The sequence below is a fragment of the Sphingobium jiangsuense genome, from assembly GCF_014196495.1.
GTDB lineage: Bacteria > Pseudomonadota > Alphaproteobacteria > Sphingomonadales > Sphingomonadaceae > Sphingobium > Sphingobium jiangsuense.
In genome coordinates, this window is the sequence record NZ_JACIDT010000010.1 from 1 (window position 1) to 22040 (window position 22040).

Consider the following 22040-nt stretch of genomic DNA (forward strand, 5'->3'; position numbering starts at 1 on the left):
TAGCAAATCCGGCCCTCAACAGGCACGCTTTTGCGGGATTTTCGGCCTGATGTTGGGCCATTTTCCCGTAGCAGTTTGGGGTAGCAGATGCTCTCTGGGGACCGTTTTTCGGACGATCCCCGAGAGATTTCAAGCACTTGAGAAGTGCTGGTGCCCAGAAGAGGACTCGAACCTCCACGACCTTGCGATCGCCAGCACCTGAAGCTGGTGCGTCTACCAATTCCGCCATCTGGGCACGGGGTAGGCCGCGGCATCTAGCTGCCGGGTCGGGGGCTGTCAACGCACAAAAATGAAAAAAATGAAATTCGCGCCCAGGCCGGAAAACGGGTGCGGAAAAACGGCCGGGAAAAACGGGCATTGTCTCCTCCGGCGCTCTGGTGCATGGGGAGGCCGAAGGCGCGTCCGGCGCGTCGATAGAGTCCAGTTGAAGAACGGGAAGAGCATCATGTTGGTGACGATATTCGGTGGCGGCGGCTTCGTGGGGCGCTATGTCGCGCAGGAATTGCTGGCCAGGGGGATGCGCGTCCGTGTCGCGGGGCGCAATCCGGGCGATGCGATGCGGGTGAAGCCGCTGGGCGGCCTCGGCCAGACGCAGCTCGTCCGCGCCGACGTCACCGATGCCGCCAGCGTGGCGCGCGCCGTCGCGGGCGCCGATGCCGTGGTCAATCTGGTCGCGGTGCTGGACGGCAAGCTCGACGCGATCAACCATCAAGGCGCGGCCAATGTCGCCCAGGCCGTCGCCGATGCGGGGATCGAAACCTTCGTCCATATCTCCGCCATCGGTGCCGACCCCGCCAGCGATTCGGCTTATGGCCGGTCCAAGGGACAGGGGGAGCAGGCCGTCCGCGCCGCCTGTCCGAATGCGATCATCATCTGCCCGTCGATCATCTTCGGGCGTGAGGACCAGTTCACCAACCGCTTCGCCGGCATGGCCCGGCTGATGCCGGTGCTGCCCGTGCTGGCGCCGGAAACGAAATTCCAGCCCGTCTATGTCGTCGATGTCGCCCGCGCCATTGCCGAGGCGGTCGCGAACGGCAAGGTCCATGCCGGGCGCACTTTCGAGCTGGGCGGACCGCAGTTGATGAGCATGCTGGAGATCAACCGCTTCATCGCCGAGCATAGCGGGCATGGCCGCGCGCTGCTGCCGATGCCCGATGTTGCGGGATCGCTGCTTTCCCTCATCCCCTGTTCGCCGATCACGCGCGACCAGTGGAAGATGCTGGCGCGCGACACCGTCGTCGGCCCGGATGCGGCGGGGCTGGCCGATCTGGGCATCGCGCCCACGCCGATGGGGGCGGTCGCGGACAGCTGGCTGGTGACCTATCGCAAGCATGGGCGCTTTTCCCGCCGCGCAAGGGCCTGAAGCCCGGCGGCGGGTGCCGGTTCTACCAGCTTCTATACCGTTCGAACGGCGATCGCGATTTTCCGCGGTCGCCGTTTTCTTTTTCCCGGAGGAGGCGAGTTCGGCAGGCTTATAGTACAGTATCGGACCTATATTCTTGCTGGAAATCTATTGAGATCGATTCTCAAAAAGAAAAAGCGTAAAAATAAGACAATATCTCTTACCTTAATTGCAGAATCCGCGTGACTCCGTCGCTCCGATCCCTTATGGGCGGGGCGAGCCCCACAATTTGATTGGCGCAGGAGCAACGACTATGGGCGATAACCCCATGCTGAAATTTGTCGGCACGCGGCAGGATTATCCCGACAAGCGCGCGGCGCAGGATCGCGCCCACGATTTTGGCGAGATCAGCCGCAGCTTCGTGATCGACAAGGCGGAGGAGCAGGCTTCGCGGTGCTCGCAATGCGGCGTGCCCTATTGCTCGACCCATTGCCCGCTGCACAATCACATCCCGGACTGGCTGCGCCTGACCGCCGAAGGCCGCCTGCGCGAGGCCTATGAGCTGTCGAACGCCACCTCCACCATGCCGGAAATCTGCGGCCGCATCTGCCCGCAGGACCGGCTGTGCGAGGGCAATTGCGTGATCGAGTTCTCCGGCCACGGCGCCGTCACCATCGGCAGCGTGGAAAAGTTCATCACCGACACCGCCTGGAAGGAAGGCTGGGTCGAGCCGATCGTGCCCGGCAAGCCCAGCGGCCAGTCGGTCGCGGTGATCGGCGCGGGCCCGGCGGGCCTGACGGCGGCGGAATATCTGCGCGTCGCCGGGCATGAGGTGCACGTCTATGACCGGCACGACCGGCCCGGCGGGCTGCTGACCTACGGCATCCCCGGCTTCAAGCTGGAAAAGGACGTGGTGATGCGCCGCATCGATCGCCTGAAGGAAGGCAGCATCGTCTTTCACCAGAATTTCGAGGTCGGTCGCGACGCGACGCTGGAGGACCTGCGGCGCAAGCATGGCGCGGTGCTGATCGCGACCGGTGTCTACAAGGCGCGCGACATCAAGGCGCCGGGCGTCGGCGCGCCGGGCGTGGTCAAGGCGCTCGATTATCTGACTGCCTCCAACCGCGCGAGCTTCGGCGACGATGTGCCTGAGCATCGCGACGGCAGCCTGCTGGCGAAGGACAAGCATGTCGTCGTCATCGGCGGCGGCGACACCGCAATGGATTGCGTGCGCACGGCCATCCGCCAGGGCGCCAAGTCGGTGAAGTGCCTCTATCGCCGCGACCGGGAGAATATGCCCGGCTCCCAGCGCGAGGTGCAGAATGCCGAGGAGGAAGGCGTCGAGTTCGTCTGGCTTTCCGCCCCGGTCGCGTTCGAGGGGACGGAGCAGGTCAGCGGCGTCAAGGCGATCCGCATGCGTCTGGGCCAGCCCGATGCGTCGGGCCGCCGCTCGCCCGAACCCGATCCGGGCAGCGAATTCACGCTGCCCGCCGATCTGGTCGTGCAGGCGCTGGGCTTCGAGCCGGAGGACCTGCCCAGGCTGTTCGGCGCGGAGGATTTGTCCGTCACCCGCTGGGGCACGGTGCGCGTCGATCACAAGACGATGATGACCTCGCTCGACGGCGTGTTCGCCGCCGGCGACATCGTGCGCGGCGCCTCGCTGGTGGTGTGGGGCATTCGCGATGGCCGCGACGTGACCGAGCATATGCACCGCTATCTGAAGGCGAAGGCTGCGGCGGGCGTGAAAGAGAAGGAAGCGGCGTGAGCAGGGCCGTGCGTCTTTGCGCGCTTGTCGGCGCGTCGCTGCTGGCCTGTGCGGCTCCGGCGGCCCTTGCTGTTGAAGGCAAGGTGGCGGCCGACGCCTCCGCCGCTCCGATCGCGCCCGCGCAGATCGATGCGGCGCGGCCGGTGGTCGAAAAGCTGTTTCCTGTCGGCACCTATCGGCGCATGATGGGCGAGAGCCTGTCGCGGGTGATGGACGGCATGATGGACGGCTTCATGAAGATGCCGGTCGCCGATCTCGCCCGCATCGGCGGGGTGTCCGCCGAAAAGCTGGCCGGGATGGATGCCGCCTCGATGGAGGAAGTGTCCGCGATCGTCGACCCCCATTATCGGGAGCGGACGAAGCGCGGCATGGACGCGATGATGGCGGGCATGACCGACCTGATGGACGGGTTCGAGCCGCGCGTGCGCGAGGCGCTGATCCGGGCCTATGCCCGCAAGTTCACCTCCGGCGAGCTGGCGGAGCTGGGCGCGTTTTTCGCGACGCCCGCAGGCGGGAAATATGCCGCCCATTCGATGAGCATCTTCATGGACCCGGAGATATTGGGCGAGATGCAGGCGCTGATGCCGGAGATGATGAAGCAGATGCCGGAACTGGCGCAGCGCGCGCAGCAGGCGACGGCATCGCTGCCGCCGCCGCGCAGGCTTTCCGACCTGTCGAAGGCGGAGCGCAAGCGGCTGGCCACGATATTGGGTGTCAGCGAGGACGATCTGAAGGACAGGCCCGCTCCGGCCTGGCCTGGTGAAGAGAACAGCGAAGAAGGGACCGAGCAATGACCGGGCAGATGAGCTTCATGGCCAGCCCCGAGGAACGGGATCGGATCGCCCGCGAGGGCATGTACCGCCCCGATCTGGAATCCGATGCGTGCGGCGTCGGCCTCGTCGCGGCGATCGACGGCAAGCCCTCGCGGCGGGTCGTGGTGTCGGCGATCGACGCGCTGAAGGCGGTGTGGCATCGCGGCGCGGTCGACGCGGACGGCAAGACCGGCGACGGCGCGGGCATCCATGTCGACCTGCCGGTGCGCTTCTTCGACGACGCGATCGCCGCCTCCGGCCACAAGCCGCTGCCCAACCGACTCGCGGTCGGCATGGTGTTCCTGCCGCGCACCGACCTCAGCGCGCAGGAAACCTGCCGCACCATCGTCGAGAGCGAGATCATCGAGGCGGGCTACACCATCTACGGCTGGCGCCAGGTGCCCGTCGACGTGTCGGTGATCGGCACCAAGGCGCAGGCCACCCGCCCGGAAATCGAGCAGATCATGATCGCCGGGCCGATGCCGGAAGAAATGGACATGGCGGAGTTCGAAAAGGAACTCTACCTGATCCGCCGCCGCATCGAAAAGAAGGTGGTCGCCGCGCAGATCAACGATTTCTACGTCTGCTCGCTCAGCTGCCGCTCGATCATCTACAAGGGGCTGTTCCTCGCGGAATCGCTGTCGGTCTTTTATCCGGATCTTCAGGACGAGCGATTCGAGAGCCGCGTCGCGATCTTCCACCAGCGCTATTCGACCAACACCTTCCCGCAATGGTGGCTGGCCCAGCCGTTCCGTACGCTCGCGCACAATGGCGAGATCAACACCATTCGCGGCAACAAGAACTGGATGAAGAGCCACGAGATCAAGATGGCCAGCCTCGCCTTCGGCGAACGGTCGGAGGACATCAAGCCGGTGATCCCGGCGGGCGCGTCCGATACCGCCGCGCTCGACGCGGTGTTCGAGGCGATCTGCCGCGCGGGCCGCGATGCGCCCACCGCCAAGCTGATGCTGGTGCCCGAAGCGTGGCAGGGCGACGGCAGCACGCCGCAGGCGCATCTCGACATGTATAATTATCTCGCCTCGGTGATGGAGCCGTGGGACGGCCCCGCCGCGCTGGCGATGACGGATGGCCGCTGGGTTGTCGCGGGCGTGGACCGCAACGCGCTGCGCCCGCTGCGCTACACCCAGACGACCGACAACCTGCTGATCGTCGGCTCCGAGACGGGCATGGTCGTGGTGCCGGAATCGACGGTGCTGCGCAAGGGCCGCATGGGTCCGGGCCAGATGCTCGCGGTCGACCTCAACGAAGGCGTCATCTACAACGACCGCGAGATCAAGGACAGGATCGCGGCCGAGCGCCCCTATGGCGAACTGGTCGGCGGCTTCCGCACGATGGACTCGCTGCCCGCCGCGCCGGAGGATGAGCGCCTCGTTTACGATCGCGCGGAACTGACCCGCAGGCAGATCGCGGCCAATATGACGCTGGAGGACATGGAACTGATCCTCTCGCCGATGGTCGAGGATGCGAAGGAGGCGGTCGGTTCCATGGGCGACGACACGCCGCTGGCCGTCATTTCTGACAAGCCGCGCACGATCAGCCATTTCTTCCGCCAGAATTTCAGCCAGGTCACCAACCCGCCGATCGACAGCTTGCGCGAGCGGCATGTGATGAGCCTCAAGACGCGCTTCTCCAACCTCGCCAACATCCTGGAGGAAGGGTCGCAGAACGAGCATGTGCTGGTGCTGGATTCGCCGGTGCTGACCTCGCGCGACTGGGCGCGGCTGAAGAGCTATTTCGGCAAGACCGTGGCGGAGATCGACTGCACCTATCCGGCCGACAGCGGGCAGGAAGGGCTGCGCGCCGCGATCGCCCGCATCCGCAACGAGGCGGAACAGGCGGTCCGCGCCGGGCAGAGCGAGGTGTTCCTGACCGACGAGGCGATCGGTGAGGACCGCATCGGCATCGCGATGGTGCTGGCGGCGGCGGCGGTGCACACGCATCTCGTCCGCAAGGGGCTGCGCTCCTATGCGTCGATCAACGTGCGCTCGGCCGAATGCCTCGACACCCATTATTTCGCGGTGCTGATCGGCGTCGGCGCGACGACGGTGAACGCCTATCTGGCCGAAGCCTCGATCGCGGACCGCCATGCGCGCGGCCTGTTCGGCGATTTCGACCTCGACAGCTGCGTCGAGCGTTATCGCATCGCGATCAACGAAGGGCTGCTGAAGATCATGTCCAAGATGGGCATCGCGGTCATCAGCAGCTATCGCGGCGGCTATAATTTCGAGGCGGTGGGCCTTTCCCGCGCGCTGGTGAACGACCTGTTCCCCGGCATGCCGTCGAAGATTTCGGGCGAGGGCTATGCGTCGCTGCACTACAGCGCGCGGCTGAAGCATGAGGCGGCCTATGACAGCGCGGTCGCGCGCCTGCCGATCGGCGGCTTCTACCGCCAGCGCAACGGCGGGGAGGAGCATGCCTATTCGGCGCAGCTGATGCACCTGCTCCAGACCGCGGTGGCGACCGACAGCTATTCGACCTATCTGCAATTCTCGCGCGGCGTGCGGGATCTGCACCCGGTCTATCTGCGCGATCTGCTGGAGTTCAACTATGCGAACGAGCCGGTCGCCATCGATGAGGTCGAGGCGATCACGGAAATCCGCAAGCGCTTCGTGACGCCGGGAATGTCGCTGGGCGCGCTGTCGCCCGAGGCGCACGAGACGCTGGCGATCGCGATGAACCGCATCGGCGCCAAGGCCGTGTCGGGCGAGGGCGGCGAGGACAAGAAGCGCTACACCCCCTATGAGAATGGCGACAACGCCAACTCCAACATCAAGCAGATCGCGTCCGGCCGCTTCGGCGTCACCGCCGAATATCTGGGCGCCTGCGAGGAGATAGAAATCAAGGTCGCGCAGGGCGCCAAGCCCGGCGAGGGCGGCCAGCTGCCCGGCTTCAAGGTGACCGAGTTCATCGCCCGCCTGCGCCACTCGACGCCCGGCGTGACGCTGATCTCGCCGCCGCCGCACCATGACATCTACTCGATCGAGGATCTGGCGCAGCTCATCTACGACCTCAAGCAGATCAATCCGCGCGCGCGGGTCTGCGTGAAGCTGGTCAGCCAGTCGGGCATCGGCACCGTGGCGGCGGGCGTCGCCAAGGCCCATGCCGACGTCATCCTCGTTTCCGGCAATGTCGGCGGCACCGGCGCGTCCCCGCAGACCAGCATCAAGTTCGCCGGCCTGCCGTGGGAAATGGGCCTGTCCGAAGCCAATCAGGTGCTGACGTTGAACGGCCTGCGCCACCGCGTGAAGCTGCGCACCGACGGCGGCCTCAAGACCGGGCGCGACGTGGTGATCGCGGCGATCCTGGGCGCGGAGGAATTCGGCATCGGCACGCTGAGCCTCGTCGCCATGGGCTGCATCATGGTGCGCCAGTGCCACAGCAACACCTGCCCGGTGGGCGTGTGCGTGCAGGACGAGCGGCTGCGCGCCAAGTTTACCGGCACGCCGGAGAAGGTCATCAACCTGATGACCTTCATCGCCGAGGAAGTGCGCGAGATACTGGCGCGGCTGGGCGTGCGCAGCCTCGACGAGATTGTTGGGCGCACGGAGCTGCTGCGGCAGGTCAACCGCGGCGCGGAGCATCTGGACGACCTCGATCTCAACCCGATCCTCGCCAAGGTGGATGCGCCGGACGAACTGCGCCGGTTCAACATCCCGACCCATCGCAACACCGTGCCCGACAGCCTCGACGCGCAGATCATCGCCGACGCCAAGGCGGTGTTCGACCGGGGCGAGAAGATGCAGCTGACCTATACGGTGCGCAACACGCATCGCGCGGTCGGCACGCGCTTCTCGGCTCGCATCACCGAGAAGTTCGGCATGTCGACCTTGCAGGACGGCCATGTGCATATCCGCCTGCGCGGGTCGGCGGGGCAATCCTTGGGCGCGTTCCTGTGCAAGGGCGTGACGCTGGAGGTGTTCGGCGACGCCAACGACTATGTCGGCAAGGGGCTTTCGGGCGGCATCATCGCGGTGCGCCCGATGGTGTCCAGCCCGCTGGAAAGCCAGCACAACACGATCATCGGCAACACCGTGCTCTATGGCGCGACGGCGGGCAAGCTGTTCGCGGCGGGGCAGGCGGGCGAGCGCTTCGCGGTCCGCAATTCGGGCGCGCAGGTGGTGGTCGAAGGCTGCGGCGCCAATGGCTGCGAATATATGACCGGCGGCATGGCGGTGATATTGGGCGAGGTCGGCGCCAATTTCGGCGCGGGCATGACCGGCGGCATGGCCTTCGTGCTGGACATCGACAACAGCTTCGCCCGCAAGGCCAATGACGAGAGCATCGTCTGGCAGCGGCTGGACAGCGCCCATTGGGAAGCCGTGCTGCGGGACATGATCCAGCAGCATGTCGATGCGACGGGCAGCAAATGGTCGGCCAGCATTCTGGAGGACTGGTCGCGCTGGCGCGATCATTTCTGGCAGGTCTGCCCGAAGGAAATGGTCGCCCGCCTCGCGCACCCGCTGAGCGATCGCACGGCGGTGGAAGCGGCGGAGTAAGCGGCGCTTCTTCCGGGAGATAAGGAGGCGGGGAGGGCGATGCTCTTCCCGCCTCTTTCCGTTTGGGCGGAAAGGGCTATGATGCGGCGGCACCGCGACCTGGACTCGTTCCTGGTCTGGATTGAACCGGAACGAGCCAGAATATTTCTTTGTTTGCCGTGATTTCCGAGCCGGCAGGTGATTCCACCTGCCTCGAAATCACTCTGAAGGGAAGGGATGGCTTCATGAAAATCGGACGTCTGGCGATGGCCGCATTGCCGCTTCTGCTGGCGGGCGGAGGGTGTGCTCCCGTTGCCACGCAGGCGGGCGGGGCCGACGCCGCCCCGGATCCGGCTCATAGTTCGCGCAATGCGCTCGACTGGGCGGGCACCTACAAGGGCGTGCTGCCTTGCGCGGATTGCGAAGGGATCGAAACCATCGTCACGCTGGGCGGGGACGGCGCCTATTCCACCCGCTCCCGCTATCTCGGCAAGGGTGACGGAAACAGTTTCTCGACGCAGGGCCGCTTTACATGGGACGACCGGGGAGGCAGCATCCTGCTGTCCGGCGATCAGCCCGCCCGCTATCTGGTCGGGGAAAACCGGCTGATCCGGCTGGCGCAGGACGGCAGCCGGATCACGGGCGCGCTGGCCGATCATTATGTGCTGGTGAAGATGGACGAAAGCATCACGGAAAAATATTGGAAGCTGGTGGAACTGCACGGCAAGCCGGTGCCCGCGCTGGACCGCGAGCCGCATTTCATCCTGAGCGCGCAGGACAATCGCATCAGCGGCTATGCCGGATGCAACGGCTTCGGCGGAAGCTATACGCTGGATGAAAAGACCTCCCGCATCCGGTTCGGGCAGATGGCCTCGACCATGATGGCGTGCGACAAGGGCATGGACGTGGAGCAGGGCTTTCACGATGTCTTGCGGCAGGCGGACAATTATTCGCTGAACGGCGACAGCATGACCCTCAACCGCGGACGCATGGCGCCGCTCGCCCGGTTCGAGGCGGTCTATCTGCAATAAATTGGGCGGGCTGACCTTCGCCCCATGGCCGAAAACGGCCATATGACGCAGTGAAAAGGCGCCGGAATTGCTCCCGGCGCCTTTTTGATATCGTCAGGCCCGCGCGGGTCAGGCCGGTTCGGCCTCGCGCTCCGCGTCCTGCGCTTTCAGCTTCGCGCGCCAGGCGTGGAGCAGCGGCTCGGTATAGCCATTGGGCTGCTCGACGCCCTTGAACACCAGGTCGCGCGCCGCCTGCCAGGCGAGGCTGGTCGCCTCATGTCCCGCCATCGGACGGTAGAGTGGATCGCCCGCATTCTGCGCGTCGACCTTCGCGGCCATGCGCGCGAAGGCGGCGTCGATATCCTGCGCGCTCACCACGCCGTGCAGCAGCCAGTTCGCCATATGCTGCGAACTGATGCGCAGCGTCGCGCGGTCCTCCATCAGGCCGATGTCGTTGATGTCCGGCACCTTGGAACAGCCGATGCCCTGATCGATCCAGCGCACCACATAGCCCAATATGCCCTGCGCGTTGTTGTCCAGCTCGGCGCGGATATCCTCCGCCGACCAGTTGACGCCTTGCGCTACGGGAAGGGTCAGCAGCCGGTCGAGCGAGGCGACGCCCTCGGCGCGGCGCTCTTCCTGCCGGGCGAACACGTCGACCAGATGATAATGGGTCGCGTGCAGCGTCGCCGCCGTCGGCGAAGGCACCCATGCGGTGTTCGCGCCGGTCCTGGGATGACCGATCTTCTGGTCGAGCATGTCGGCCATGCGGTCGGGCGCGGCCCACATGCCCTTGCCGATCTGCGCCTTGCCGGAAAGGCCGCAGGCGAGGCCGATCTGCACATTGCGATCCTCATAGGCGGCGATCCAGTCGGACGCCTTCATGTCGCCCTTGCGGATCATCGGCCCGGCCTGCATCGAGGTGTGCATCTCGTCGCCGGTGCGGTCGAGGAAGCCGGTGTTGATGAACATGATGCGGTGCCTCACCGCCGCGATGCAGGCGGCGAGATTGGCCGAGGTGCGGCGTTCCTCGTCCATCACGCCCACTTTGAGCGTGTGGCGGGCGAGGCCGAGCAGGTCCTCGATCGCGTCGAACAGCCGGTCGGTGAACGCGCATTCCTCCGGCCCGTGCATCTTGGGCTTGACGATATAGACGCTGCCGGTGCGGCTGTTGACGAAGGCGCCGTTGCGCTTGAGGTCGTGCATCGCGATCAGGCTGGTGACGATGCCGTCGATGATGCCTTCGGGCGCCTCGCCGCCATCGGGCAGCAGGATAGCGGGCGTCGTCATCAGATGGCCGACATTGCGCACGAACAGCAGCGAGCGGCCGGGCAGGATGAAGGTGGTGCCGTCGGGCGCGGTGTAGCTGCGGTCGCCGTTGAGGCGGCGGGTCATCATCGCGCCGTTCTTCTCGAACGTGTCCTCAAGGTCGCCCTTCATCAGGCCGAGCCAGTTGGCATAGGCCAGCACCTTGTCCGCCGCATCGACCGCCGCGACGCTGTCCTCCAGGTCGCAGATGGTGGTGAGCGCAGCCTCCAGCACGATATCGGCAAGGCCAGCCTTGTCGGTGGCGCCGATCGGATGGGCGCGGTCGATCACCAGTTCGATGTGGAGGCCGTTGTGGCGGAGCAGGAGAGTGTCGCCCGCGCGGCCGACGAACTGGCCGGGATCGGCGAGATCGGGCTCGCCGCCCGGCCAGTCGCTCCAGCTCCCTGCACGGAGCGGAACGGCCTTGTCGAGAAAGTCGCGGCCCCAGGCGATGACCTGCGCGCCCCGCGCCGCGTCATAGCCCCTGCCCGCGGGCGCGCCGGGGATCGCATCGGTGCCGTAGAGCGCATCATAGAGGCTGCCCCAGCGCGCATTGGCGGCGTTGAGGAGGAAGCGGGCGTTGAGGATCGGCACGACGAGCTGCGGCCCGGCCATGGTCGCCAGCTCCGCGTCGATGTTTGCGGTCGTCACCTCGAACGGCGCGGGTTCGGGCACGAGATAGCCGATATCGCGCAGGAACGCCTGATAGTCGGCCTGATCGACCGGCTTGCCCGCGCGCCCGCGGTGCCAGCCGTCGATCCGCGCCTGCAAATCGTCGCGCTTTGCCAGCAGCGCCGCATTCTCCGGCACGAAGCGCGCCAATATCCCCGCCGTGCCGGACCAGAAGGCCGAGGCGTCGATGCCCGTGCCGGGCAGCGCCCGCTCCTCGATGAAGCGGGCCAGATCCTCCGCGATCCGAAGACCGGCGCGCTCAACCATGGTGGTCATGTTCTTCTCCATTGCAATCAGGGGCGCAAGGCCGCCGTCCCTTCATCCAGGCCCCTTCATCCGGGCCCCTTCATCCGGGAAGGGATGGCGGAAGTCGACCCGCCGCGGCTGGCGTGCGCAGCCCCGACGGGTCGACTCTTTCCTCCCCAGGAAAGCCCTTGTCGTCCGTCCGTCAGCCGAGGCGGCCGAGACGGTGGTACAGGTTCACGAATTTGGAGGAACGCGGTTCGTCCTGGATCTTCTTGATATATTCCCCGACCGCTTCCTTCATCAGTTCGAAGTCCTCGGTCGAAAAGACCGCGCGGGACCGGGTGGGTTCGGTGGTCGTCGTCATATGCTGCTCCTTTCTTCCGGGCGGGGACGGGTCGAAAGGGAAGACCCGTCCCCTGGTGATCGAAATGCTCAGGCGGCGAACTGGTTCATCGTGTTGTCCTTGCCGCCCGCCTTGAGGGCCGCTTCGCCGGCGAAATATTCCTTATGGTCGTCGCCGATGTCGGAACCGGCCATGTTCTGGTGCTTCACGCAGGCGATGCCCTGGCGGATTTCCTGCCGCTGGACGCCCAGAACATAACCCAGCATCCCTGCTTCGCCAAAATATTCCTTCGCCAGATTGTCGGTCGACAGGGCGGCGGTGTGATAGGTCGGCAGCGTGATGAGATGGTGGAAGATCCCGGCCCGCTTCGAAGCGTCGCGCTGGAAGGTGCGGATGCGCTCATCCGCTTCCTGCGCCAGTTCGGTGCCGTCATAATCCACGCTCATCAGCTTCGCCCGGTCATAGGCCGACACGTCCTTGCCTTCCTCGATCCAGCGGTCATAGACCTGCTGGCGGAAATTCAGCGTCCAGTTGAAGCTGGGCGAGTTGTTGTAGACCAGCTTCGCATTGGGGACGGCCTCGCGGATGCGGTCGACCATGCCCGCGATCTGCTCGATATGCGGCTTTTCCGTCTCGATCCACAGCAGGTCCGCGCCGTTTTGCAGCGAGGTGATGCAGTCGAGCACGCAGCGGTCCTCGCCGGTTCCGGGGCGGAACTGGTAGAGGTTGCTCGGCAGGCGCTTGGGGCGCATCAGCTTGCCGTCGCGGCTGATCAGCACGTCGCCATGACCGAGATCGGCGGCGGAAACCTCGTCGCAATCGAGGAAGCTGTTATACTGGTCGCCGATATCGCCCGCCTCGCGGACATAGGCGATCTGCTTGGTCAGGCCCGCGCCCAGCGAGTCCGTGCGGGCGACGATGATGCCGTCGTCGATGCCCAGTTCCATGAAGGCGTAGCGGCAGGCGCGGATTTTCGCGAGGAAATCCTCATGCGGCACGGTGACCTTGCCGTCCTGATGGCCGCACTGCTTTTCGTCGGACACCTGATTTTCGATTTGCAGCGCGCAGGCACCCGCCTCGATCATCTTCTTCGCGAGCAGATAGGTCGCTTCCGCATTGCCGAAGCCCGCGTCGATATCCGCGATGATCGGAACGACATGGGTTTCGTAATTGTCGATCGCATGCAGCAGGCGCTGTTCCTCGAGCCTGTCGCCGGTTTCGCGCGCCTTGTCGAGATCGCGGAACAGCATGCCCAGCTCGCGGGCGTCGGCCTGCTTGAGGAAGGTGTAGAGTTCCTCGATCAGCGCGGGCACGCTGGTCTTTTCATGCATCGACTGGTCGGGCAGCGGGCCGAATTCGCTGCGCAGCGCCGCGACCATCCAGCCGGAGAGGTAGAGATAGCGGCCCTTGGTCGATCCGAAATGCTTCTTGATGGAGATCAGCTTCTGCTGGCCGATGAAGCCGTGCCAGCAGCCCAGCGACTGGGTGTAGTTGGCCGGGTCGGCATCATAGGCGGCCATGTCCCCGCGCATGATCTTCGCGGTGTAGCGGGCGATGTCGAGGCCGGTGCGGAAGCGGTTCTGCACCTGCATGCGGGCGACCGATTCCGCGTTGATCCCGTCCCAGCGGCCATCATGGCTCTGGATTATCTGGCCGGTGCGGTTGATCTGTTCCTGATAGGACATGGCGTATTCCTCATTATCGATGAACGATTGTCAGGCGCTTTTCCTCCTGACCACGCTTCGATGATGAGGCCCCCGGCATCGCCGCGCCATATAATTTGTCAAAAAAACTGGAAATATGGTCAGCATTGCCGTATCAATTTCTGTGAATTTGTAATTAATTTACAGGCAGGGCATGACGGCGGAGCGGAAGATATTGGCGGGCCATGCGGTGCGGCGGCTGCGGCGGTCTGGCGGGCTGACGCAGGTGGCGCTGGCCGATGCGCTGGATATCTCGCCCAGCTATCTCAACCTCATAGAGAAGAACCAGCGCCCGCTCTCCGCCGCGCTGATGCTGCGGCTGGCCGAGCGGTTCGACGTCGACCCGCGCCAGTTCGGCGGCGAGGCGCCGGGCGGCGGCATCGAGGGGCTGCGGCGCCGGCTGGCTGATCCGCTGTTCGCCGACCTGTCGCTCGACCGCGCCGAGATGGAGGAATGGCTCGCCGCCGCGCCGGGCGGGGTGGAGGCGTTCACCCGCGCCTTCGACCGGATGATCGAGGGCGGCGACGCTGCCGCCAGCGGCGCGGCCGAGGCGATGCCGGTCGCGATGGTGCGCCGGGAAATCGAGCGCTGGCGCAACCATTTCCCCGATCTCGATGCGCAGGCCGAGGCGCTGGCCGACGAACTGCGCCTCGCCAGCGGCGACCTTTACGGCGCACTGGGGGAAAGGCTGCGCCAGCGGCATCAACTCGCGATTCGCATATTGCCCGCCGACGTGATGCCGGACCATGTGCGGCGGCTCGATCTGCATGCGCGGCAATTGCAGCTGTCGGAAATGCTGGAGGGCGCCTCGCGCACCTTCCATGCCGCCTGGCAGATCGCGGACCTGGAGGCGCGAGCGGAAATCGACGCGCTGGTCGCGGGCGCGGCCTTCGCCGACCGCCATGCCGAGCGGCTGTTCCGGCGTCATCTCACCGCCTATTTCGCCGCCGCGCTGATGATGCCCTATGCCCGCTTCCTGCGCGCCTGCGAGGCGAGCGGCTATGACCTGCTGTTGCTGCAACGCCGTTTCGGCGCGAGCTATGAGCAGGTCGCGCACCGGCTGACGACGCTGCAACGGGTGGGCGCGCGCGGCCTGCCTTTCTTCATGATCCGCATCGACCGCGCCGGGCAGTCGTCCAAGCGCTATGCGGGGGCGTCCGCCGCGCCGATCGTCGAGCAGGACAGCCGCTGCCCGCTCTGGGCGTTGCACCGGGCGTTCGGCAATCCGTCAGAAATCCTGCCGCAGCTGGTCGAACTGGAAGATGGCGAGCGCTGGTTCACCCTCAACCGCGCCACCATCGGGCAGGCGGCCGGGTTGCGGCAGGTGCAGGCGACCTTCGCGATCGCTCTGGGGGTGAGGGCAGATTATGCGCGCTCGCTCATCTATGCGCGCGGGCTCGATCTCGACCGGGGCGATGCGCAGCCCATCGGCCTTGGCTGCGCGGCCTGCACCCGTTCGTCCTGCACCCAGCGCAGCACCCCGCCGCGCGGCCGCCCGCTGCGCTTCAACGAACGGGAAAGGGGCCTGTCACCGTTCGATTTTGCGGCTGATTGACATTCGCAACCGACAGGCGACGGCCGAGCGAGGTTCATCATCAATTCATCGTCCATCGCCAACAGGGCGGATGTGGGATCGGCCGTGCCGCATCGGGCATGGCCATCGGCAATAAAGGGTTGCTGTTTCGTGATGTTTTTCCGGGAATTCGCGGCGGAATGCCGCCTGTCTCTGCTTCGTTCCGTTTCGGCAGGCGCGCTGCTGGCCGTGCCGGTCGCGGCATCGGCGCAGGTGCAGGACGGGAATGCGGCAGGGGCGGGGGCTTCCGTGGAGCAGCCGGCGGCGGCGGCCGATGATGCCGCCTATGACGAGGAGGATATCGTCGTCACCGGACGGGCCGTGCCGGGGGCGGTGATCGGCGACATTCCCCCGGAAAACCAGTTGCGCCCCGCCGATATCGCGGCCTTCGGCGTCAGCTCCGTCAGCGAGCTTCTCGACGAGATCGCCGAGCAGACGCAAAGCGCGCAGGGGCGCGGCTCCGGCGGCCCGGTCATATTGGTGAACGGCAAGCGCATTTCCGGCGTCAACGAGGTGGGCGACCTGCCGACCGAGGCCATATTGCGGGTCGACATATTGCCGGAGGAAGTCGCGCTGAAATATGGCTATGGCGCGAGCCAGAAGGTGGTGAACATCATCCTGCGCCGCCGCTTCCGCTCGATGGTCGCGGACGTGCGCGGCGAAATCGCGACCGAGGGGCAGGGCGAGCAGGCGCGGGGGAACTTCACCTATACCCGCATCCAGGACAATGACCGGCTCAACATCGCCGCGCGGGTCAAAACCGAGGCCTCGATCCTCGAAAGCGAGCGGGACATCACGCCTGCCAACCGCAACGCGACCGACCCGACCGGCACCTTCCCGCCCGAAACCCGCTATCGCATGCTGAACCCGAGCGCGCGGGACTATTCGCTCAACACCGTCTATTCCCATGGGGTGAGCAACAAGGTGACGGCGGTGCTGAACGGACGCGCGTCCCTTTCCACCAGCCGCGATCTGCAAGGCTTCGCGTCGGATGAGCTGACCGTCCCGGCGGGCAGCCCCTATGCGCAATCCCCGTCGGGCGAGGTGATCGACCGCTATCTGTCGGACCGGGTGCTGGTGCAGAACAGCCGCACCGCGCAGCTGCATGGCGGCCTTTCGGTCAACGCGACGCTGCCGAAGGACTGGCAGCTTTCGGTCGTGGGCAATTACGACCATGGCGACAGCCGCACCGGCACGGACAGGGGGTATGACATAACCGCTCTCCAGACGGCGATCACCGCCGGGGACCCGGCCGTCAATCCCTATGGGCTGCTGTCCCCGTCGCTGCTGGGCGACGTGCTGCGGGACAAGGCGCGGTCGCGGTCCGACACCGGCGACGCCAGCGCGGTGGCGATGGGCAAGCTGTTCAAGCTGCCCGCGGGCGATGTGCGGACCAGCCTGCGCGTGGGCGGATCGGTGAGCGCCATCGATTCGGAGGTGACGCGCGCCGGGGTGCTCACCAGCGCCAGCGAGATGAGCCGGTCGGAGTTCAACACGCAGGCCAGCCTCGACATTCCCCTCGCCAGCAAGAAGGCCGGTTTTCTGGGCGAGCTGGGCACGCTGACGGCCAATCTCAACGCATCGGCCACGCGGGTCTCGGATTTCGGGACGCTGGGCACCTTCGGCTATGGCCTCAACTGGTCGCCCACCGGCTGGATCAGCCTGATCGCCTCGGTCAACGAGGACAGGAGCGCGCCGAGCCTGTCGCAGCTGAACAGCCCGCTGGTGACGACGGAGAATGTCCGCGTCTACGACTATGTGCGCGGGGAGACGGTCGCCGTCACGCGCATCAGCGGCGGCAATGCGGACCTGCGGGCCGACGACCGGCATGTGCTCAAGCTGGGCGTGACGCTGAAGCCCGCCAGCCGCCTGACGCTGACCGCCAATTATATCGACAGCCGGATCGAGAACGGCGTCGGGTCGCTGCCCGGCATCACCGCCGCGATCGAGGCCGCCTATCCCGACCGCTATGTGCGGAACAGCAGCGGGACGCTGATCCAGATCGACAACCGGCCGATCAATTTCGCCCGGCAGGACCAGCAGCAGCTGCGCTGGGGCATCACCTTCACCAAGGTGCTGCGCGAGCCGGTGCGCCCCGCGCGCCCGCCGCGCGCGCCGGGCGAGGGCGGCGGTGCGTCATGGCGGGCGCGGGCGCAGGGCGGCGAGGCCGGAGCGGGTGCGGAACGGAGCCCCCCGCGCGGCGAGGCGGCGGAGAGCGCATCGCCGCAAGCGCAGGATCGCGACATCGTCGTCAACGGCGACCGGCAGGAGGGCGGCGATTTCGGCCCGCCGCCGCCCGACGGCTTCGGCTTTCCGCGCGGCGAGCGGCGCGACGGCATGGGGCCGCCGGACGGGTTCGGGCCTCGCCCCGGCGGGATGGCGGGCGGCGGTCCGGGCGCGGGCGGTCCGGGCGGTCCCGGCGGCTTCGGTCCGCCGCGCGGCTTCACGCCCGGCGGCAACGGCGCCAATCTGCAATTCTCGCTCTTCCACAACTGGTATCTGCGCGATCGCCTGCTGCTGGCGGATGGCGGCCCGTCGATCGACCTGCTGGACGGCGGTGCGGGGGGCGGCACGGGCGGCGGCCAGCCGCGCCACGTGGTGCAGTTCAACGGCGGGGTCACCGATAACGGCATCGGCCTGCGCCTCAGCGGCGTGTGGCAGAGCGCGACGAAGGTGAGCGCCGACCAGTCCTCCTCCACCGGCACGCTGCATTTCTCGTCCCTGCTGACGATGGACCTGCGCCTCTTCGCCAATCTGGCGAACCGCCTGCCCCGCGAACAATGGGCACGGGGCATGCGCGTCAGCCTCGGCATCGACAATCTGTTTAACCGGCGGCAGACGGTCACCGACGACAGTGGCGCAACGCCGCTCGCCTATCAGAAGGGCTATCTCGACCCGATGGGGAGGACCGTCTCCCTGTCGGTCCGCAAGACGTTCTAGGGTGGATTGACATTCAGCCCATGCGGGCCTGTGAAGCGCGCTATTCTGTGCTTCGGTGCTCATGGACCCTCAAGTCCGCTGTGCTCCGATGCTCGAACAGCACGCTTCTCGGCTCTACCTGAGCTGAATTTCGATCCACCCTGAGATCATCGACATTCGCCCCTGATCGCCGGCTATTTTGCCCTATGGCTTCAAGCGCGCTTTCTTTCCCTTGCGCTTGTTTCGTTCAGATGCGTAAAATATTCCGACATTCTCAACCAAATATTCGTGAATTGGCGCGATAGGGCTAAAGGCGGTTGCGGCCGGCGGACGAAATGTCGGCCATGGCATGCAATGCGGAATAGGCGTGGGGACGGATGGTTCGCGTTTTTAAACATTATGTGCCGCACGCGGTATTGTTTCTGGGGCTGCTCGATTTCATCGTGCTGCTCTGCTCCGCCGAGGCAAGCTGGGTCATCCGCGCGCGCGAAATCGGCATGGATGTCGATTACATCCTCAACCGCGCCATTCCGCTGCTCAGCTTCGCGATCGCCTTTCAGGTCGCGATGATCGCGGTCGGCGTCTACGGCAACGAGGCGCTGCAATCGCGTCGCCACGCGCTGGCGCGGCTGGGCGTCGCGGCCTCGTTGAGCTTCATCTTCCTCGCGATCCTCTATTTCCTCGTGCCCGCTTTCACGCTGTGGCGGTCCCACGCGCTCTACGCGATGCTGATCGCGACCACCGGCCTCGCGCTGGTGCGCCTGCTGCTGGGGTCGATGTTCGGCGGCGAGGTGTTCAAGCGCCGCATCATGGTGCTGGGCGCGGGCAACCGGGCCGACCGCATCCGCAAACTGGAAAAACGCCCCGGCGCCAGCTTCGTCGTGGTCGGCTATATCGGCATGCGGGACAATGAAACCGCCGTGCCCGAAGCGATAAGCCGCGAGGCCATCCACAACCTGTCCGACTATGTGCTGCGCCTGGGCGCGAGCGAGGTGGTGCTGGCGATGGAGGAGCGGCGCAACTCCATCCCGATGGGCGACCTGCTGCGCATCAAGACCACCGGCGTCAACGTCAGCGACTTCTCCACTTTTCTGGAGCGCGAGACGGGCCGCGTCGACCTCGACAGCGTCAACCCGAGCTGGCTGATCTTTTCCGACGGCTTCCTCGCCGGGCGGCGGCTTTCGGGGCTGGCCAAGCGCCTGTTCGACGTGACCGCCAGCCTGATCCTGCTGGTGCTGACGGGGCCGCTGATCCTGCTGGGCGCGATCCTCGTCAAGCTCGACAGCAAGGGCCCCGCCTTCTACCGCCAGCGCCGGGTCGGCCTGTTCGGGGAGGAGTTCTGGATCATCAAGCTGCGCACGATGCGCGTCGATGCGGAGATCGACGGCAAGGCGGTGTGGGCGGAAAAGAACGATCCGCGCGTCACCCGCCTCGGCCATTGGCTGCGCAAGCTGCGCATCGACGAACTGCCGCAAAGCTGGGTGGTGCTGAAAGGCCAGATGAGCTTCGTCGGCCCGCGCCCGGAACGGCGCGAATTCGTCGAGAATCTGGAAAAGGAACTGCGCTATTATGCCGAGCGGCATATGGTGAAGCCGGGCATCACCGGCTGGGCTCAGATCAACTATCCCTATGGCGCGTCGCTGGAGGACGCCCGGCACAAGCTGGAATATGACCTTTATTACGCGAAGAACTATACGCCTTTCCTCGACCTGCTGATCCTCATCCAGACGGTGCGGGTCATCCTCTGGCCGGAAGGCGCGCGCTGACGCCATGAGCGGCCCTGTGCAATTCATCGGCGACTGGGGCCACGCGCTGGGGGCCGCGCTGTTCGCCGTGCTGGCGATCTGGACCGCGCGCCGGGTGGCCGGGCAGCGGATCGGCAAGCTGCTGGTCGCGGCGCTGTCGCTCACCGCCATCTGGTCGCTGGCGATCGCCTTCGACGGGGTGGACGAGACGCATGCGGGCCTGATGGAAGGCCTGCGCAATTGCGGCTGGCTGCTCTGCCTTTCGCTGTTCCCGATGCGCACGCAGATCCGCCATCTGCGCGGCACCTGGCCGCTCTATGTGGTGCTGGCGCTGATGCTGCCCGCCCAATATGCGCTCGACATGGCGAGTGCGATCCTGCCCTTGTCGCGATCGGCGGACGCCGCCGTCGCGGACGGGCGACTGATCCTGCACATATTGTGGGCGCTGGGCGCGCTGGTGCTGACGCAGCGTGTCTACCGGACCTGCGAGGCGAAGGACGCCGCGCAGATGGCCCCGCTTGCCGCCGCGATGGCGGCGATGTGGGGCTATGACCTGCTGCTCTACGCATCCGGCCTGTTTCCGGGCGATGCGATGCCGCTGCTGTTCGCGCTGCGCGGCGTGGCGATGGCGGCGCTGGTCCCGGTCATCGCGCTGACGCTGCGCTGCCGGGGTGGCCAGCCGGTGCGCGCCTCGCGCACGCTGACATGGTATGGGCTGTGGACGGTCGTCGCGGCGGTTTCCACCGTCGCGGTGATGGCGGTGCTGATGACGGTGGAGATGATCGCTTCCCCGCTGGGCCGCGCGATCGTGACCGGCCTGCTGTTCGCGCTGGTCGCGGGCGCGCTGCTGCTGCTGTCGGCGACGCGCTATTCGGCGCTGCTGAAGCTGTGGGTTTCCAAGCATCTCTTCCCCCACCGCTATGATTATCGAGAGCAATGGATGGCCTTTGTCGACACGATCGACAGCGCGGGCGCATCGGGCGCGCCGCTCTACGACCGGTTGCTCAAGGCGATGGCCGACATCACCACCTCGTCGGGCGCGGTGCTGCTGATGCTGGACGAGGACGGGCAGTTTTCCTGCGACGGCGTGTGGAACTGGAAGGGGGAGGCGCCGCAGGGCTTCGCCGCTGATCCCGGCATGCTGGAACTGATGCGCAAGAAGACATGGGTCGTCGATATCGGCCAGGCGAGGCTGGCGAAGGACGGCGCGCTGCCCGCATGGATCGCACAGGACGACACCGCCTGGGCGATGGTGCCGCTGCTGCATTTCGGCAAGCTGCTGGGTGCGATCCTGCTCGGCCGCCCGCCGCTCGTCCGTCCGCTCGATTGGGAAGATTTCGACATGCTGCGCGCCGCCGGGCGGCAGGTGGCGAGCTATATCGCCGAGGCGCGCGGCCAGCAGGAGCTGGAGGAAGCGCGCCGGTTCGAGGAGTTCAACCACCGCTTCGCCTTCATCATGCACGACATCAAGAATCTGGTCAGCCAGATCGCGCTCGTCGCCCGCAATGCGGAGCGCCATGCCGACAACCCGGCCTTCCGCAAGGACATGATCCTGACCCTCACCGAATGCACGGACAAGATGAACATGCTGCTCGCCCGCCTGTCGCGCCACAGCGTGCGGGGCGAGGGCGACCGCGCGCTGTTCGCGCTGGGCGATGCGGTGCGGCAGGCGGTGGCGGGCAAGCGGAAAAGCCATGCGGTGCTGATCGAGGGCGCGCTGGGCGCGGCGGTCGAGACCGATCGCGCCTCGGTCGAGCAGATCATCGCCCATCTCGTCCAGAATGCGATAGAGGCGAGCGCGCCCGACATGCCGGTCATCGTCCGGGTGGAGCGGGCGGGCGCGACGGCGCGGATAGCGGTGATCGATCATGGCTGCGGCATGTCGGCGGAATTTCTGCGCGACCAGCTCTACCGCCCGTTCGCCTCGACCAAGCAGGGCGGCTTCGGCATCGGCGCGTTCGAGGCGCGGGAACTGGCGCAGGCGCTGGGCGGGCAGCTGAAGGTCGAAAGCGTGGTGGGCAAGGGCAGCACCTTCACCCTCGTCCTGCCGCTGGCGGACGGGTTGGCCGACACCCGGCCGGACAAGGAAAGGGCCGCCTGATGACC

At 66.2% G+C, this 22040-nt stretch carries 12 protein-coding genes and 1 tRNA gene; 9 read left to right on the forward strand and 4 right to left on the reverse strand.

The annotated features are described in order from the left end of the window. Positions 1–148: 148 nt before the first annotated feature. A tRNA-Leu gene (locus GGR43_RS14005) sits at positions 149–235 on the reverse strand. Positions 236–445: 210 nt separating this feature from the next. Between GGR43_RS14005 and GGR43_RS14010 the strand changes: the two genes are divergently transcribed. The 5 genes from GGR43_RS14010 (at position 446) to GGR43_RS14030 (ending at position 9446) form a co-directional block, all read left to right on the forward strand. Further along, positions 446–1363: a complex I NDUFA9 subunit family protein gene (locus GGR43_RS14010; protein WP_188072616.1), complete on the forward strand. Its 918-nt coding sequence runs from the start codon at positions 446–448 to the stop codon at positions 1361–1363. A 292-nt stretch (positions 1364–1655) separates the two neighbouring features. Continuing rightward, positions 1656–3107, forward strand: coding sequence for an NAD(P)-dependent oxidoreductase (locus tag GGR43_RS14015; protein WP_188072617.1), 1452 nt, complete (start codon positions 1656–1658; stop codon positions 3105–3107). After that, complete coding sequence (locus tag GGR43_RS23895; RefSeq protein ID WP_188072618.1) at positions 3104–3901, forward strand: DUF2059 domain-containing protein; 798 nt, start codon at positions 3104–3106, stop codon at positions 3899–3901. Before GGR43_RS14015 ends, GGR43_RS23895 begins: the two co-directional genes overlap by 4 nt. Then, entirely contained in the window at positions 3898–8436 is a 4539-nt protein-coding gene (gene gltB, locus GGR43_RS14025; RefSeq protein ID WP_425502223.1) for a glutamate synthase large subunit, read from the forward strand. The genes GGR43_RS23895 and gltB overlap by 4 nt, the downstream gene beginning before the upstream one ends. 224 nt (positions 8437–8660) lie before the next feature. After that, positions 8661–9446, forward strand: coding sequence for an META domain-containing protein (locus GGR43_RS14030; protein WP_188072619.1), 786 nt, complete (start codon positions 8661–8663; stop codon positions 9444–9446). A gap of 108 nt (positions 9447–9554) precedes the next feature. On the opposite strand, the gene GGR43_RS14035 is transcribed toward GGR43_RS14030, so the two are convergent. From GGR43_RS14035 to GGR43_RS14045, 3 genes are all read right to left on the reverse strand, one after another. Beyond that, positions 9555–11681 (reverse strand): malate synthase G, encoded by a 2127-nt coding sequence (locus GGR43_RS14035; RefSeq protein WP_188072620.1) that lies wholly within the window; start codon positions 11679–11681, stop codon positions 9555–9557. 172 nt (positions 11682–11853) lie between these two features. Continuing rightward, positions 11854–12015, reverse strand: coding sequence for a hypothetical protein (locus tag GGR43_RS14040; RefSeq protein WP_188072621.1), 162 nt, complete (start codon positions 12013–12015; stop codon positions 11854–11856). Between the two features lie 68 nt (positions 12016–12083). Beyond that, positions 12084–13679, reverse strand: a complete 1596-nt coding sequence (locus GGR43_RS14045) for an isocitrate lyase (protein WP_188072622.1) — start codon at positions 13677–13679, stop codon at positions 12084–12086. Between the two features lie 172 nt (positions 13680–13851). On the opposite strand from GGR43_RS14045, the gene GGR43_RS14050 reads away from it, so the two are divergent. The 4 genes from GGR43_RS14050 (at position 13852) to prsK (ending at position 22035) form a co-directional block, all read left to right on the forward strand. Next, entirely contained in the window at positions 13852–15252 is a 1401-nt protein-coding gene (locus GGR43_RS14050; RefSeq protein WP_188072623.1) for a helix-turn-helix domain-containing protein, read from the forward strand. A 132-nt stretch (positions 15253–15384) separates the two neighbouring features. Then, positions 15385–18210, forward strand: coding sequence for a TonB-dependent receptor (locus GGR43_RS14055; RefSeq protein WP_425502228.1), 2826 nt, complete (start codon positions 15385–15387; stop codon positions 18208–18210). Between the two features lie 356 nt (positions 18211–18566). Next, a complete protein-coding gene (locus GGR43_RS14060) occupies positions 18567–19955 on the forward strand; it encodes a TIGR03013 family XrtA/PEP-CTERM system glycosyltransferase (protein ID WP_188072625.1) in 1389 nt (462 codons plus the stop codon). 4 nt (positions 19956–19959) lie between these two features. Continuing rightward, on the forward strand, positions 19960–22035 hold the full coding sequence (prsK, locus tag GGR43_RS14065; RefSeq protein ID WP_188072626.1) for an XrtA/PEP-CTERM system histidine kinase PrsK: 2076 nt from the start codon (positions 19960–19962) through the stop codon (positions 22033–22035). The last annotated feature ends 5 nt before the right edge of the window (positions 22036–22040 follow it).